Annotated in this window: 9 protein-coding genes and 1 pseudogene; 7 read left to right on the top strand and 3 right to left on the bottom strand. The window is 66.3% G+C overall.

The genetic code is table 11. The annotated features are described in order from the left end of the window. Nucleotides 1-11: 11 nt before the first annotated feature. From ACZK08_RS15315 to ACZK08_RS15300, 4 genes are all read left to right on the top strand, one after another. On the top strand, nucleotides 12-494 hold the full coding sequence (locus tag ACZK08_RS15315; RefSeq protein ID WP_065181636.1) for a DUF3574 domain-containing protein: 483 nt from the start codon (nucleotides 12-14) through the stop codon (nucleotides 492-494). Between the two features lie 36 nt (nucleotides 495-530). Further along, nucleotides 531-1382, top strand: coding sequence for an XAC2610-related protein (locus ACZK08_RS15310; RefSeq protein ID WP_065181635.1), 852 nt, complete (start codon nucleotides 531-533; stop codon nucleotides 1380-1382). A 109-nt stretch (nucleotides 1383-1491) separates the two neighbouring features. Continuing rightward, nucleotides 1492-3210, top strand: coding sequence for a thiamine pyrophosphate-dependent enzyme (locus ACZK08_RS15305; RefSeq protein WP_065181634.1), 1719 nt, complete (start codon nucleotides 1492-1494; stop codon nucleotides 3208-3210). A 679-nt stretch (nucleotides 3211-3889) separates the two neighbouring features. After that, a complete protein-coding gene (locus tag ACZK08_RS15300; protein WP_065182582.1) occupies nucleotides 3890-5500 on the top strand; it encodes a SulP family inorganic anion transporter in 1611 nt (536 codons plus the stop codon). A 26-nt stretch (nucleotides 5501-5526) separates the two neighbouring features. Here ACZK08_RS15300 and ACZK08_RS15295 read toward each other — a convergent pair. Further along, nucleotides 5527-6238: pseudogene (locus ACZK08_RS15295) on the bottom strand (glutathione S-transferase). Nucleotides 6239-6409: 171 nt separating this feature from the next. Here ACZK08_RS15295 and ACZK08_RS15290 point away from each other — a divergent pair. The 3 genes from ACZK08_RS15290 (at nucleotide 6410) to ACZK08_RS15280 (ending at nucleotide 11448) form a co-directional block, all read left to right on the top strand. Beyond that, nucleotides 6410-7231: a DUF3014 domain-containing protein gene (locus ACZK08_RS15290; protein WP_065182584.1), complete on the top strand. Its 822-nt coding sequence runs from the start codon at nucleotides 6410-6412 to the stop codon at nucleotides 7229-7231. Between the two features lie 192 nt (nucleotides 7232-7423). Beyond that, entirely contained in the window at nucleotides 7424-10009 is a 2586-nt protein-coding gene (clpB, locus tag ACZK08_RS15285; protein ID WP_065182585.1) for an ATP-dependent chaperone ClpB, read from the top strand. A 152-nt stretch (nucleotides 10010-10161) separates the two neighbouring features. Beyond that, entirely contained in the window at nucleotides 10162-11448 is a 1287-nt protein-coding gene (locus ACZK08_RS15280; protein WP_065182586.1) for an O-acetylhomoserine aminocarboxypropyltransferase/cysteine synthase family protein, read from the top strand. A 181-nt stretch (nucleotides 11449-11629) separates the two neighbouring features. Here ACZK08_RS15280 and ybaL read toward each other — a convergent pair whose 3' ends face one another. Together ybaL and ACZK08_RS15270 are read right to left on the bottom strand one after the other, a co-directional pair. After that, complete coding sequence (gene ybaL / locus ACZK08_RS15275; protein ID WP_065182587.1) at nucleotides 11630-13327, bottom strand: YbaL family putative K(+) efflux transporter; 1698 nt, start codon at nucleotides 13325-13327, stop codon at nucleotides 11630-11632. 179 nt (nucleotides 13328-13506) lie between these two features. Continuing rightward, entirely contained in the window at nucleotides 13507-15894 is a 2388-nt protein-coding gene (locus tag ACZK08_RS15270) for a TonB-dependent receptor plug domain-containing protein (RefSeq protein WP_065182588.1), read from the bottom strand. Nucleotides 15895-16077: the final 183 nt, after the last annotated feature.

Here is a 16077-nt window from a genome sequence, read left to right as displayed (position 1 = left end):
GAGCTGTACCGATGAAACACCTTGGCCTTGCCTTCGCCGTTCTGCTCGCCGCCAGTGGCTGCGCCAGCCTCTCCTCGCAGGCGCCCAGCGCCTACGCTACGGCCACGACCGCTGAACTGAAGGGGGATGCCGCACGCCCGTCCGCTGGCAAGGGCTGGGTGCGCAGCGAGCTGTACTTCGGGGTGGGCGAGGAGCAGGGCGCCGGCAACCGACCGCAGGCCGACACCATCAGCGAGGCGCAGTGGCGGACGTTCCTGGACAAGGAAGTGACCCCGCGCTTCCCCGATGGCCTGACCGTGTTCGATGCCTACGGCCAGTGGCTGTTCCGGGGTGACGCTGCACCGAACCGCCTGCGCACCAAGGTACTGGTGGTGCTGCACGAAGACAGCCCGCAGCGTCGTGCCGACATCGAAGCCATCCGCCTGGTGTGGAAGCAGCAGACCGGTCACCAGTCGGTGCTGTGGTCGCGGCAGGCCGTTGACGTATCGTTCTGACCGGGAGGCGCCGCCCTGGCGCCGCAGGCAACGACGATGAGACACAGGGACACCGTGATTGGCCTGCTGGCGGGCCTGCTGGTACCGCTGGCGCACGCTGCTGACAGCGATGCGTCGCTGCGCTTCGAGGCGGCACCTGGCGTTCGCGTGCAGGCTGAGGTGGCGGAGGACGGCAGCATTGCCGTGCAGCTGCTGCCCTCTGGCAAGCGGCTGAGCCTGCCGGGTGCCCCGGACGTCGACGGCAATTCGCGGTTGTCAGCCGAGGATGTTGATTTCGATGGGCGCCCGGAGCTGGTTGCGCGGGCGTCGGTCGGCATGGTCAATGAAGCGGTGGCGGTGTATCGCTACGATCCGGCCAGCGGTGGTTTCCGCGCGCTGCAGGCCGAAACCCATGGGCGTGACAACTGCGGCGGCCTGATGGGGCTCACCATTGATGCCGCCACGCGCACGTTGACCAGCAGCTGCCGCAGCGGCCCGATGTGGTACACGGACCAGTACCGGTTTGCAGGCGCGAAACTCTATCTGTACCGCGCCGAGCGCGTCTTGATGCTGGGCGATACCCTGAACGCCGCACTGCGTTGGGTGCAGGCCGACGAGCAGGGCCCGTCGGCGGTCTGGCGCACCTTTGATCCCACCGGTCGTGTGCTGGAGAGCGCGATCGCTGATGGCCTGGGCGCACCGCCCGACGGCCCGCTGCGCAGCCAGCAGGCCACCGTGGTGCCGGCGCGCCTGTTCCTGTTCGACCGGCCCGGTGCGCCCAGCACCCAGCGTTACCTGCTGCAGGGCGACCGCGTGGAACTGCTGGATGAACACGAGGGTTGGCTGAAAGTGCGGTACCGCAACCCGAAGAGCGGCGCGGTGGTGGGCTGGATCAACGTCAACGATTGACCCGATATCGCTCTGTACTTTGCCTGTCGAGGCGATGCATGCCTTGCCCACGGAGGCATCACTTCGTCGGGTCTAGCCTCGGACGTTCCCCCGTTCGAGGATGCATCCGATGAGCAAGCGCGTTGCCGAGATCGTTGTCGATACCCTGCAGCAGGCGGGTGTCCGCCGCTGTTATGGCATCGTCGGCGACACGTTGAACCACGTCACCGATGCACTGCATCGCAGCGAAATCGAATGGGTGCATGTGCGCCACGAAGAGGTGGCCGCCTTCGCCGCCGGCGCCGACTCGCTGGTGAGCGGCGAGCTGACGGCCTGTGCCGGCTCCTGCGGTCCCGGCGGCCTGCATTTCATCAATGGCATCTTTGAAAGCAACCGCAACCGCGCACCGATGGTGCTGATCGCCAGCCAGGTGGTGACCAGCGAACTGGGCATGGAATTCCCCCAGGAAGTGGATTTCAAGGCGGTCTATGGCAGCTGCACGGTGTTCTGCGAGCAGGTGCACAGCCCGGCGCAGGCACGACGCGTGGTCGCCCTGGCCTGCCAGGCGGCGATCAGCCGCCGCGGCGTGGCGGTGGTGATCCTGCCGGCCGACATCAGCCAGGCCGAGGTGAAGCACGATGTACCGTTCTCGGTGCACTACACCCAGCCGGTGCTGCGCCCGTCGGATGGCGAGCTGCAGCGCATCGCCGGGTTGCTGGGGCAGGGCAAGCGTATCGGCATCTATGCCGGTGCCGGTTGCCAGGGCGCCCATGCGCAGCTTCTGGAACTGGCCCGGCGCCTGCAGGCCCCGATCGCGCACACCTCGCGTGCCAAGGACTTCGTCGAGCCGGACAACCCGTACAACATGGGCATGACCGGCATCTTCGGCATCGAATCCGGGTTCCACACCCTGATGGAGTGCGACACGCTGCTGCTGCTTGGCGCCGATTTTGCCTGGGGGCAGTTCTATCCGGACAAGGCGACGATCATCCAGGTCGATCGCGATGGCAGCCATCTCGGTCGCCGCCATCCGGTGAACCTGGGCGTGGTGGGTGACATCGAACCGACGCTGGATGCACTGCTGCCGATGCTGCCACCCCGCGAGGACAGCACGTTCCTCGACGAGTGTATCGAGCGTCGCGACAAGGCGCTGGCCAAGCGTGAGCAGGAGGAGCAGCCGGGCGAGGGCGAACTGATCCATCCGCAGCACCTGACCGCGCTGCTGTCGAAGTACGCCAGCGACGATGCGTTGTTCACCGCCGACGGTGGCTCGCCGATGGTGTGGGTGCTGCGGCATATCCGCGTCAATGGCCGTCGCCGCACGCTCACCAGTCTCCTGCACGGCACGATGGCCAATGCGATGCCGCAGGCGCTGGGCCTGCAGAAGGCGTTCCCGGGCCGGCAGGTGATCTCGCTGTCGGGCGATGGTGGCCTGGCGATGCTGCTGGGCGATCTGCTGACCGCCGTGCAGGAGAAGCTGCCGATCAAGGTGGTGGTGTTCAACAACGGTTCGTTGAACTTCGTGGAGCTGGAGCAGAAGGTGGAAGGGCTGCTGGACAACTACACCGATCTGAAGAATCCGGATTTCGGCCGTCTGGCCGAGGTGATCGGTTTCCATGGCCGCACGGTCACCCGCAGCGAGGACCTGGAGGAGGCCGTACAGGACTTCCTCGCCCAGCGCGGTCCGGCATTGCTGGACGTGCATACCAGCCGGGCGGAGCTGGTGATGCCGCCGCAGATCGAGGCCAAACAGGTGGCGGGTACGGCCCTGTATGCGGCCAAGGCGGTGTTGAATGGCCGCTTCGACGACGTGAAGCATCTGCTGGTGGACAACTTCCTGAAGAAGTGAGGGTTGGGGTTTTATGCAGGGCTGCGCCCTGCACCTGCTACGAGCCAGAGCCAGAGCAGAAGCGGGTTATCTGGGGGATGGCGGGGTGGGTCAGGTTGCGGGGGACGCCGTAAACCCGTCCTTGGGGGCTTGGCCGCGGCATCCATGCCGCGGACACCCCCGCAACCGGACCCACCCCGCCTTCGACAGATTCCTGTGATCTGTCGGAATGGCATGGCTGTTGCCTGATGGGTGTCGACTTTGGTCGACACGGTAGATCCACGCCATGCGTGGATGAACGAAGGAGTGATCGGGATGATCTTCTGTAGCCGAGCCATGCTCGGCTCAGAGGCTTCGCGTATGGCAGCCGAGCATGCGCTCGGCGCTACAACGAGAGCCTGCCTTTGCTTTTGATCTTTTGATTCTCTTCCGTGGCTGGCACACGCGGGAAACTGTCAGGGGCCGGGCGGGTGGGCGTCGCGGGGGTGTCCGCGGCATGGATGCCGCGGCCAAGCCCCCAGGGATGGGTTCACGGCGTCCCCCGCGACGCCCACCCGCACGGGCCAGCCCGGGAATCTGCGATTTGCGCCCAGCCACGAGGGGCCCCGCCGTTGGCTGGAACCCATCATTCCACCGTGGAATTGGCGCGCCGGCCCCGCTGGGCCTACCATCGGCGCTCCCCACCCCCATCGCCCCTTCCATGTCCGCTCCCGCTTCCGCCGCACCGCGTCGCTGGTTCGTCGCCGGTGACTTCAATGGCTTCTTCGGCCTGGTCGTCGACAACCTCTCCATCCTCGGCTTCATCGCCATGGCGTTGGTCGGCATCTTCCAGTTTCCCGCCGACGTGGTGTTCGGCCGAATGTTTCCCGGTACCGCCTTTGGCGTGCTGATCGGCAATCTGCTGTACACGCTGATGGCGCGCCGGTTGGCGGCACGCACAGGGCGTGATGACGTCACCGCGATGCCGCTGGGGCTGGATGCACCCACCAGCATCGGCATGGCGTTGCTGGTGCTCGGTCCGGCGTTCGTCGCGTTCAAGCAGCAGGGCATGGACCCGCATGCCGCCGGCATTGCGACCTGGCAGCTGGGCATGGCGGCGCTGGTCATCATGGGCGCGCTCAAGCTGGTGCTCTCCTTCTTCGGCGAAGCCGTCACCCGCGCGCTGCCGCGTGCAGCGTTGCTCGGCTCTATCGCCGGCATCGCGCTTGTACTGATGGGCCTGCTGCCGTTGCTGGAAACCCTGCGTTCGCCACTGGTCGGCTTCACCACGTTGGGCCTGCTGCTGTATGTGCTGATCGCCAAGGGCCGGCTGCCGGTGCGTGGCCCGGGTGTGCTGCTGGCATTCGTGTTCGGCACCGTCCTGTACTACGGCCTCGGTCTGGCGGGACTGGGGGCCCCCGGCTTCCACGTGCCGGCGTGGACGCCGCCGCAGGTGGTGCTGCCGCTGCCGACGCTGGGCTTCCTGGACGGCCTGCCCACGGCAATGACCTACCTGCCGCTGCTGTTGCCGTTCGGCCTGCTGATGGTGGTCGGTGGCATCAACGTGTCCGAGAGCGCGCGCGCGGCCGGGGATGATTACCGCACCCGCGATATCCTGCTGGTGGAAGCGGTGGCCACGCTGGTGGCCGGTGTCTGCGGCGGTGTCGCGCAGACCACCCCCTACATCGGCCAGCCTGCATACAAGCACATGGGCGCACGCAGCGGGTACACGCTGCTGACGGGCCTGTTCGTCGGCATCGGCGGCATGCTGGGCATCATTTCCGGGCTGGTGCAGTGGCTGCCGCTGGCGGTGCTGGCGCCGATCATCGTGTACGTCGCCATCGACATCACCACCCAGGCCTTCCAGGCCACACCGCGACAGCACGCCGGAGCGATGGTGTTCGGCTTCCTGCCTTCGGTGGCCTACCTGCTGGCGATCAAGGCGGCGGGCTGGATCGCACCGGACCAGCTGCCGCAGCTGCTGACCAAGCTCGATGGACACGGCCTGCCGGAACTGGCGGTGATCTTCACTCTGGGCAACGGCTTCATCATCACCTCGATGCTGTGGATTTCCGCCGTGGCCGCGATGGTTGACGGCCGTCTGCGCCGCGCCTGCGGCTTCCTGCTGGTGGCGGCTGTGCTGACCCTGTTCGGCCTGATCCACTCGGTGGATCCGCGCGGCGGCATCTATCTGCCGTGGGACCTTGAAGGCCTGGCGCGTACCATCAGCTGGCAGTTTGCGTGGGCTTACGTGGCGCTGGCACTGCTGCTGGGGCTGTTGTCGCTGCAGAAGCAGGCGGTGAAGCCGCTGGGTGATCGCGCCGATCATTGACCGGTGACGCCGGGCATGGCCCGGCGCTACCGCTCTCCGTCCAGCTCGGGGTAGTGGCGGAAGATGCCGTTGGTGTTGAACGCCAATCGCCGCTCCGACGCGAGATAGGCAGCGATGTTCGGTCGCTTCGCCACCCGCTCCTGCAGTGCCCGCAGCAGGGGCAGGCGCGGCGTGAGTGCCTGCATCCGGCGCGGGAACATGTAGTCCAGCCCGCTCATCAGCTGGAACAGCGACAGATCCACGTAGGAGTGCTCGCGCAGTGCATGGCGGCCACCGTTGGCCGCCAGCACCTGCTCGAAATAGCCGAGGAACTTCGGCAGCCGCTCGCTGCGCAATGACGCCGCACGTGCGTTGGCTTCGGTCTTCTGTTCCTCGTAGTACTTCGACGTGGCAATCGGATGGTGAGTGTCGTGTACTTCAGCCACCACATCGGCAATGGTCAGCTGCAACTGCAGCGCCTGCATGCGCCGCGACGCGGCCTGCGGCACCAGATCCAGGGTCGGGCCGAGAAAATCCAGGATCGCTGCGACCTGCGCGATGACCTGTCGCCCCGCCTTGAGGAACGGGGGGCGCGAACGGTTGCGCGCCCTCACTGTGGCCATCGAGAAAGGGCTGCATCACGGCGTCGCCATGTATCCGCGCCATGTCGATGTAGTCGGCGCCAGCGTCTTCCAAGGCCAATCGTACGAATTCGCCACGTCCCTGGATGCCGGTCCAGTAGTACAACGCGTAGTGCATGGCACGGTCTCCCCACGACAAGGTGCACAGCCTCGCGCAGCGCGCGCAAAGCAGGCGTGAGCGTGCCCTGCGTGCGGCGCCAACCCCAACGGCAGCGGAACACGCGGGGAACCCTCGGGAATCGAGAGGGTCACACCTTGTCCATGCAGATGGAAAACGAGGGACTGCATCATGCAGAGTGGAAAGGCGGTCTGGCCCTGGGTGCTGGGTGTGGTGGTGATCGGTGGCGCGGGCGGTTGGCTGTTCCGCGATCAGCTCAAGAGCCTGGCGGACGGTGTCCCGGTGCCGGTGCAGTCGCCCCCCGCCAGTGCTGGCGCACCGCCACAACCGAAGGCGGCCGCAGAAACCGCACCGGCGCCGCCCGCCATCCAGCATCCGCTGGACACCGAAGCCGCGGCCGATCCCGCGCTGCCGAAACTGGCCGACAGCGATATCGCGGCCTGGAGCGCATTGAGCCAGCTGTTCCATGGGGAGGGGCCGCTCACCCTGCTGCTGCGCGATCACCTGATCCAGCGCCTGGTGACCCAGGTCGACAATCTGGACAAGCCCAGTGTTCCGCCGACCGCATTGGCCGCGCGGCCTCTGCCGGGGAGCCTGCAGGTCGAGCCGGGCGAGGGCGGGGAACGCATCGCCGCCAGCAACGCCGCGCGCTATGCGCCCTATGTGCAGGCATTCACCGCGCTGGACGCGGCGGCAACGGCGACGGCGTACAAGCGCTTCTACCCGTTGATCCAGCAGGCCTATGTCGATCTTGGGCGGCCAGAGGGCTACTTCAATGATCGCCTGGTGGCGATGATCGACCATCTGCTGGAGACCCCGGAGCCGCAGCAGGCGACCCTCGTTCAACGCGATGAACGGGGCCGCTACCGCTTCGTGGATCCGGATCTGCAGGCGCGCTCGATTGGCCAGAAGGCCCTGCTGCGCATGGATGTGGCGCAATCGCGGGCGGTCAAGCAGCAGCTCCGGGCGATCCGCAGCGCGATCACGCGCTGAGCGATCGTGGGCGCGGCCTGCCATGCGTAACTGATCCGGATCAACGCGCCGACCACACCCGCTCCGGCATGCTGGCCCCAGGCTGACTGGCCCCGGGGTGCAGTCGCAGCCACCCTTGAAACCGGGTGGTGCAACCGCATCTTTCCAGCATCGCCGGCACGGGCCGGCACTGACGACCGATGAGGATTCGCAATGCGGATGGACAAGCTCACTTCGCGTTTCCAGCAGGCGCTGGCGGACGCGCAGTCGTTGGCCGTGGGCCGCGACAACAGCATGATCGAACCGGTCCACGTGTTCAGCGCACTGCTGGACCAGCAGGGCGGCAGCACGCGCCCGCTGCTGGCGCAGGCCGGTGTCAATGTACCGGTGCTGCGCGAGCGCCTGGACGAGGCGCTGGACGCGCTGCCGAAGGTGTCCGGGCAGGCCGGCAACCTGTCGATCGGCAATGATCTCAACCGCCTGCTCAACCACACCGACAAGCTGGCCCAGCAGCACGGCGATGCCTTCATCGCCAGCGAGTGGTTCGTGCTGGCGGCGCTGGAGGATGGCGGCACGCTCGGCATGGCGCTGCGCGCCGCCGGTGCCGACAAGGCGCGTCTGCAGTCGGCGATCGACAAGCTGCGCGGCGGCGAGAACGTGCAGTCGGAGAACGCCGAAGAGCAGCGCCAGGCGCTGGAGAAGTACACCATCGACCTGACCGCGCGCGCCGAGAGCGGCAAGCTGGACCCGGTGATCGGCCGTGACGAGGAAATCCGCCGCACCATCCAGGTACTGCAGCGCCGGACCAAGAACAACCCCGTGCTGATCGGCGAACCCGGCGTGGGCAAGACCGCGATCGTGGAAGGGCTGGCCCAGCGCATCATCAACGACGAAGTGCCCGAGGGCCTGCGCGGCAAGCGCGTGCTGTCACTGGACATGGGCGCGTTGATCGCCGGCGCCAAGTTCCGCGGTGAATTCGAGGAGCGACTGAAGGGCGTATTGAACGACCTGGCCAAGAACGAAGGGCAGATCATCCTGTTCATCGATGAGCTGCACACCATGGTCGGGGCCGGCAAGGCCGACGGTGCGATGGACGCCGGCAACATGCTGAAGCCGGCGCTGGCGCGCGGCGAGCTGCACTGCATCGGTGCCACCACGCTGGACGAGTACCGCAAGTACATCGAGAAGGATGCCGCACTGGAACGCCGCTTCCAGAAGGTATTCGTGGGCGAGCCTTCGGTGGAGGACACCATTGCCATCCTGCGTGGGCTGAAGGAGAAGTACGCCCTGCACCACGGCGTTGAGATCACCGACCCGGCGATCGTTGCTGCGGCCACGCTGTCCAACCGCTACATCACCGACCGCCAGCTGCCGGACAAGGCCATCGATCTGATGGACGAGGCCGCCTCGCGCCTGCGCATGGAGATCGACTCCAAGCCCGAGGAACTGGATCGGCTGGAGCGGCGCGTGATCCAGCTGAAGATCCAGCGCGAAATGCTGAAGAAGGAGAAGGACGATGCCTCGCGGCAGCGCCTTGCCGATCTGGAGAATGACATCGAGGTGCTGGAGCGCGAATTCTCCGACCTCAATGAAATCTGGAAGTCGGAGAAGGCCGCGCTGCAGGGCGCAACGAAGATCAAGGAGCAGGTGGAGCAGGCCAAGCTGGAGCTGGAAGCCGCGCAGCGCCGGCAGGATTTCGCCAGGATGAGCGAGATCCAGTATGGGCTGCTGCCCCAACTGGAAAAGCAGCTGGCGGCTGCCCAGGAAGCCGAGCACAAGGACTTCAAGCTGGTGCAGGACCGGGTGACCGATGAGGAGATCGCCGAGGTCGTGTCGCGCTGGACCGGCATCCCGGTGAACAAGATGCTCGAAGGCGAGCGCGACAAGCTGTTGCGGATGGAAGAGGTGCTGCACAACCGCGTGGTCGGCCAGGAAGAGGCGATCAAGGTGGTGTCTGACGCGGTGCGTCGCTCACGCGCGGGCCTGTCCGACCCGAACCGGCCTGCCGGCTCGTTCCTGTTCCTGGGCCCGACCGGCGTCGGCAAGACTGAACTGTGCAAGTCCCTGGCCGAATTCCTGTTCGACAGCGCCGACGCGATGATCCGCATCGACATGAGCGAGTTCATGGAGAAGCACAGCGTCGCCCGCCTGATCGGTGCGCCTCCAGGCTACGTCGGCTATGAGGAAGGGGGCTACCTGACAGAAGCCGTGCGTCGCCGTCCGTACTCGCTGATCCTGCTCGACGAGGTCGAGAAGGCGCATCCGGACGTGTTCAACATCCTGCTGCAGGTGCTGGACGATGGCCGCCTGACCGATGGCCAGGGCCGCACGGTGGACTTCCGCAATACCGTCATCGTGATGACCTCGAACCTGGGCTCGCACCAGATCCAGGACATGAGCGGTGACGACAGCCCGGAGGCCTACATGCAGATGAAGGCCGCGGTGATGGGGGTGGTGCAGGCGCACTTCCGTCCGGAGTTCATCAACCGCCTCGACGATATCGTGGTGTTTCACCCGCTGGACAAGCAGCAGATCAAGCAGATCGCGCGCATCCAGATGCGCGGGCTGGAGAAGCGGCTGGCCGAGCGCGGCCTGAAGCTGGTGGTGTCCGACGCCGCGTTCGACCTGCTGGGCAATGTGGGCTTCGATCCGGTATACGGCGCACGCCCGCTGAAGCGCGCGATCCAGTCGCAGCTGGAGAATCCGCTGGCACAGAAGATCCTGTCGGGCGCCTTCGCCAACGGTGACACCATCGAGGTCGGCAACGACGGCGGTCACCTGGTGTTCGCCAAGGCCTGATGTCGGCCGGGTTCCCGCCCATGGGGGCGGGAACCTGCGGGCTGCCGGGCAGGTCCTGATAACCACAGGTTACGGGCTCATCGCCAGCGGCTCTCAGCGTGCGCGGTGGGGGTCGCCTATCGTGCAGGTTTCCCCGGATGGAACCTGACGCGATGAGTGATCCGCAGTGGCAACTGGAAACCCTGGCCGTGCACGGCGGCTACCGGCCCGACCCGACCACGCGCGCAGTGGCGGTGCCCATCTACCAGACCGTGGCCTACGCCTTCGATGACACCCAGCACGGCGCCGATCTGTTCGATCTGAAGGTGCAGGGCAACATCTATACCCGCATCATGAATCCCACCACCGACGTGCTGGAGCAACGTCTGGCCGCGCTGGAAGGCGGGATCGGTGCGCTGGCGCTGGCATCCGGGCAGGCTGCGATCACCTATGCGATCCAGACCATCGCCGAAGCAGGCGACAACATCGTCGCCGCCAGTGCGCTGTATGGCGGCAGCCTCAATCTGCTGGCGCATACGCTGCCGCAGTACGGCATCCAGGCGCGGTTCGCCGACCCGGCCGATCCGTCAGCCTTTGCTCCCCTCATCGACAACCGAACCAAGGCGGTGTTCGTGGAGTCGATCGGCAATCCACGCGGGAATGTCACCGACATCGCCGCGATTGCCGAAGTCGCCCATGCCGCCGGCGTGCCATTGATCGTCGACAACACCGTTGCCACGCCCTTCCTGCTGCGCCCGTTCGAGCATGGCGCGGATATCGTGGTGCACTCGCTGACCAAGTACCTCGGCGGCCATGGCAACAGTCTGGGGGGAGCGATCATCGATTCGGGCCGCTTCGATTGGACGGCGCAGCCACAGCGTTTCGCCCGTCTCAACCAGCCGGACCCGAGCTATCACGGTGTGGTCTACACCGACGCCCTCGGCCCGGCCGCCTACATCGGCCGTGCGCGGGTGGTACCGCTGCGCAATACCGGCGCGGCACTGTCGCCGTTCAATGCGTTTCTCATCCTCCAGGGCATCGAGACCCTGGCCCTGCGCATGGAACGGATCAACGCCAACGCGCTGGCCGTGGCGCAGTATCTGAAGCAGCATCCCAAGGTGGCGTGGGTGCGCTATGCCGGCCTGCCGGATGACCCTGAGCATGCGGGCGCACAGCGTTACCTGCGTGGGCAGGGCTCAGGCGTGCTGACCTTTGGCCTTCCTGGCGGACGTGAGGCCGGTGCCCGCTTCCTGGACGCACTGAAGCTGTTCACGCGGCTGGTCAACCTGGGTGACGCCAAGTCGCTGGCCACCCATCCGGCATCCACCACCCACCGCCAGCTGGATGCCGATGAACTGGCCCGCGCCGGGGTCAGCGAAGACACGGTGCGGCTGTCGATCGGCATCGAGCACATCGGCGACCTGCAGGCCGACCTGCAGCAGGCGCTGGCCGGCGCCTGATAGCCAGGCGCTTGGTCGTCATCGCCAGTGGCGATCACCACCGCCGCCGCGATGCGCTACGGTGGAGCTGCCTCTCCAAGGCGTGGCACTGGTGTTACCTATCCCCGGTCGATGCGGGTCGACCGGGGATTTTTCATGGCAGCCGCCGGGCATGGCCCGGCGCTACGCCATCCGCCCTGCCTCACACCACCGGAATGCTGTGCTGGCCGAGATTCCGGTAGGGCGGGGTGGACATGATCATCTCCGCCAGCGAATAGGCCAGCTCGCGCTCGGCCATCACCGTGCCATCGGCGCCATGTTCCAGCAGGTGCTTCACTTCAGCATCGCTGTGTGCCCGTGCCAGCAGGGTCAGGTCGGGATTGATCGCGCGCAGTTTGGCCAGCGCTTCGCCGGCTTCCAATGGCTGCGGAATGGCCAGGACGGCGATCTTGGCGCGCTCCGGGTGGGCCTCGGCCAGCACCCGGTCGGCCGCGGCGCTGCCACGGATCGCCGCGAGGCCACTGGCATGTGCACGCTCGACATGGTCCTTGTTGTCATCGATCACCAGCACCGGTACGCCGCGGTCGCGCAGCACCTGCGCCAGCTCGCTGCCAACCCGGCCGTAGCCGATCACGATGGCGTGGTCATGCAGGTCGCGCGAGGGCCCGGTGGCTTCTTCCGGCTCCGGCGCCTGCGGCAGCTGCTCCTGCTTCGCCTGCCAGCGGTCGAGCAGGCCGAACACCAGCGGGTTGAGCATGATCGACACCAGTGCACCGGCCAGCACCAGCGACTGTCCTTCCTTCGGCAGGATCTGCAGCGAGACACCGAGGCCGGCGATGATGAAGGCGAACTCACCGATCTGCGCCAGGCTGGCCGAGATGGTCAGCGCGGTGCTGCTCGGGTGGCCGAACGCACGCACAATGAAGAAGGCGGCGGCGGACTTGCCGAACATGATGATCAGCACCGTGGCCAGTACCTGCCACGGATGCTGCACGACGATGTTGGGGTCGAACAGCATGCCCACCGAAACGAAGAACAGCACCGCGAACGCATCGCGCAGCGGCAGCGAATCATGCGCCGCCTTGTGGCTCAGTTCCGATTCGTTGAGCAGCATCCCGGCGAAGAACGCGCCCAGCGCGAAGGACACGCCGAACAGCATGGCCGAACCGAAGGCCACGCCCAGTGCGATCGCCAGCACTGACAGGGTGAACAGCTCGCGCGAGCCGGTGCCGGCGATGCGTTCGAGGATCCAGGGGATGACCCGCCGACCGACCACCAGCATCACGGCCACGAACAGGCCAAGCTGCACGAACGTCCAGCCCAGATCGGCCAGCACGCTGCCGACGGTGTGGGTTTCCTTGGCCGCATCGGGGCCGAACACGCCGGCGAGCACCGGCATCATCACCAGTGCCAGTACGCAGGCCAGATCCTCCACGATCAGCCAGCCCACTGCGATCTTGCCGCGCATGGTCTCCAGCAGGCGGCGCTCTTCCATCGCCCGCAGCAGGACCACGGTACTGGCGGTGGCCAGCGAGAAGCCGAAGATCACCCCATGCAGCGTCGGCCAGCCCATCAACCACGCCACGCCCCAGCCGAGCAGGGTGGCCACTGCGATCTGGCCGATGGCACCCGGGATGGCGATGGCCTTGACCGCCATCAGGTCCTTCAGCGAGAAGTGCAGGCCGACGCCGAACATCAGCAGCATCACGCCCAGTTCGGCCAGCTGGTTGGCCAGCGCCTGGTCGGCGACGAACCCCGGGGTGAATGGCCCCACGCAGATGCCAGCAACCAGATACCCGACCAGGGGAGACAAGCGCAGCTTGTTGGCCAGCGCGCCGAAGATGAAGGCGAGCCCCAGGCCAACGGCGACGATGTTGATCAGGTCGGTGTCATGGTGCATCGGCACTCGCAGGGTTCGGGGAGGGGGATGTCCCGATTTTCACCCAAGCGGCCAGATGCAGCAAACCCGGCAGGTGGAACGGATGGTTTGAGCAGTACAGGGCCGATCCCTTCTGCCGGAACAGAAGGGATGCACGTTCCACCGCGCCGCCGGGCGTGGCCCGGCGTTACCGGTGCCGCTTACCAGGTGTACCTGATACGCCCGTACACATACGCGCCGTTGAAGCCGAACGGCGAGTAGTTGCTGTACGGCAGCATGCCGAAGGTCGAGTTCTGCAGGTCCGCCGTCCGGTCCGGATACTTGTCCAGCAGATTGTCCGCGCCGACGGTCAGGGTCCAGTTGCTGCTCGGCTTGTAGCTGGCCGAGGCATCCACTACCCAGGCATCACCGTAGGTCTGGTCACGCAGCGCGGTGGCCGAATTGCGCACGGTGAACTTGCCGTAGCGTGTGGCCGCCAGGCCCAGCTCCCAATGATCCGAGCGCCAGGTGCCGCTGAGGATCGCCTTGTCGCGCGGATAGCTGTCCTCGATGCGGCCGATCTCATCGCGGCCGATCAGCGACTGCGAGATACCCAGCGTCGGGAACACCGACGGAGACCCGTTCACCCGCTTCACTTCGGTTTCGTTGTAGCTGTAGGCCGCCGTCAGCTCCAGGCTGCTGGCACTGAAGGGCACGGTATAGCTGGAGACGAAGTCCACGCCCCGCGTGCGCGTGTCCAGTGCGTTGGTGAAGTACGAGAAGGCCGTCACCTGCGGCAGGCCCAGCCCGCCCAGCAGCGCGGCGGCAGCCGGCGTGGTGGTGATGTTGGAGGACAGCGCGATGCGATCGTCAATGTCGATCTGGTATGCATCGACGGTCACGTACAGGCGGTCCACCGGCTGCAGCACCAGGCCCAGGCTGTAGCTGGTGGAGGTCTCGGCCTTCAGTGGCGAGGCGCCCAGCGCTTGTGCGGCCGGGCTGGTGGTGGGGAAAGTGCCGCGTTCGAAGAAGTCACCGTTGATGATGGTGCTGGTCACCGCCTGGTAGCCCTGCTGGCCCAGCGATGGCGCGCGGAAGCCACTGGACGCGGTGGCCCGCAGCGCGACCTTGTCGGTGAACGCGTAGCGTGCCGATAGCTTGCCGGAGAAACGGTCACCGAAGTCCGAATAGTCTTCGTAGCGCCCGGTGAGGCCGGCGGAGAACTTCTCGGTCAGGTCCGCTTCCAGGCCGGCGTAGACCGCATAGTTGTGGCGGTCGGTATGCACTTCATTGGTCGGGGTGAAGCCGGCGAAGCCCTGCGCGCCGCTGCCGGTGTATGAATTCAGCTCGCCCGGGTTCTGGTCCCACTTCTCCTTGCGGTACTCACCACCGAAGGACAGCGTCACCGGATAGGCCAGGCCCCAGTCCAGCGACTTGGTCAGGTCGGCATTGAAGATGTCCTGCTGGTACTTCAACGTGCCGTCGTAGAACGAGCTCGGGCTGGCCGTGCCCAGGCTGTAGTTGATGGTGTTGCGGGTGTGGAAATCCAGGGTGTTCTCGCCGTGGTTCAGGCTCAGGTCCCAGGTCCAGCCGCTGTCGGTGCTGCCCTTGACGCCGGCCACCAGCGAGCGGTCCTTGGAGTACTGGTTGATCTGCGGCACGAAGCCGTCGGGGTAGATCTGGGCCAGCAGGGCGCCCTGCCCACTGTGGTTGCGCGAGCGGTAGAACGCGAACGAGGTGATGTCGCGGTTGCTGAGCAACGCGCTGGCGTAGCCGGTAACGCGGTCGCTGAAGTCGAAGCTGGCGTTGGCCGAGGCGGCGGTCGCATCCACACGCGGATCGCCGACCACGAAGGTCGTCTCGCCGATGCCAGGGAAATTGCCGGTGTTCGGTGTGCTGCCCTGGTAAGGACCGGCGCGGTTGCTTTCATCCTGCTGGCTGATCTGCCCGGCCACGTGCAGGCGGCCACGGCCGCTGCCGAACTCCACGCCGGTATCGCCGGAGAGCTGGTACTTGTTGCCATCGCCGGCCGAATACTGGCCGTAGTCGACGGCCAGGCTGCCGCCGCTGCCGCTGCCCTTGAGCACGATGTTGATGACGCCGGCGATGGCGTCCGAGCCGTACTGCGCCGAAGCGCCATCGCGCAGCACTTCAACGCGCTCGATGGCGGCGATCGGAATCGCATTGATGTCCACCGCCGACGAGCCGCGGCCGATGCTGCCGTTGACGTTGATCATGGCGGAGGTGTGGCGGCGCTTGCCGTTGACCAGCACCAGCACCTGGTCCGGTGACAGGCCACGCAGCTGCGCCGGTCGCACGCCGCTGGTGCCGTCGGTCAGGGCCGGGCGCGGGAAGTTCAGCGAGGGCAGGGCACGCGACAGCGCGGTGGCCAGTTCGCTGGTGCCGGTGGACTGCAGAACCTCGGGGGTGATGATGTCGATCGGGGACTGCGATTCGGCGACCGTGCGGTCGGCCACGCGGGTACCGGTGACGATCACGGTGTCCAGTGTGTTGGCGGCAGTACCGCTCTGCTGGGCGGCGGCGAGGAACGGAGAGCCACCGAGTGCGACAGCGACGGCGGCGGCGATCAGGCTGGTCTTGCGGGTCATCGGGACGGAACTCCGGTTGGCGGGGACGGCACCGGTATCGACATCACGAGGTGAAGCGGACGACGGTTGTTGCGGTGCGCAAAATAGGAATTAACGGGATATTCAGTGCCTGTCAAATGCCGGCCATCGGAAAAAACGTTGCAGCAGCAACCATTTAGCCGCGATGGGCATCATCATGAGAGG

It is taken from the genome of Stenotrophomonas sp. 112478_Sma, assembly GCF_056479905.1.
This window is presented reverse-complemented; position numbering and strand designations above follow the sequence as displayed.

What these genes read in the sequence shown, in the direction of transcription:
- ACZK08_RS15310 (WP_065181635.1), top strand. Translation starts at nt 531, where the DNA reads ATGAGACACAGGGACACCGTGATTGGCCTGCTGGCGGGCCTGCTGGTA.
- ACZK08_RS15270 (WP_065182588.1), bottom strand. Translation starts at nt 15,894, where the DNA reads ATGACCCGCAAGACCAGCCTGATCGCCGCCGCCGTCGCTGTCGCACTC.
- ACZK08_RS15305 (WP_065181634.1), top strand. Translation starts at nt 1,492, where the DNA reads ATGAGCAAGCGCGTTGCCGAGATCGTTGTCGATACCCTGCAGCAGGCG.
- ybaL (WP_065182587.1), bottom strand. Translation starts at nt 13,327, where the DNA reads ATGCACCATGACACCGACCTGATCAACATCGTCGCCGTTGGCCTGGGG.
- ACZK08_RS15315 (WP_065181636.1), top strand. Translation starts at nt 12, where the DNA reads ATGAAACACCTTGGCCTTGCCTTCGCCGTTCTGCTCGCCGCCAGTGGC.
- ACZK08_RS15290 (WP_065182584.1), top strand. Translation starts at nt 6,410, where the DNA reads ATGCAGAGTGGAAAGGCGGTCTGGCCCTGGGTGCTGGGTGTGGTGGTG.
- ACZK08_RS15280 (WP_065182586.1), top strand. Translation starts at nt 10,162, where the DNA reads ATGAGTGATCCGCAGTGGCAACTGGAAACCCTGGCCGTGCACGGCGGC.
- ACZK08_RS15300 (WP_065182582.1), top strand. Translation starts at nt 3,890, where the DNA reads ATGTCCGCTCCCGCTTCCGCCGCACCGCGTCGCTGGTTCGTCGCCGGT.
- clpB (WP_065182585.1), top strand. Translation starts at nt 7,424, where the DNA reads ATGCGGATGGACAAGCTCACTTCGCGTTTCCAGCAGGCGCTGGCGGAC.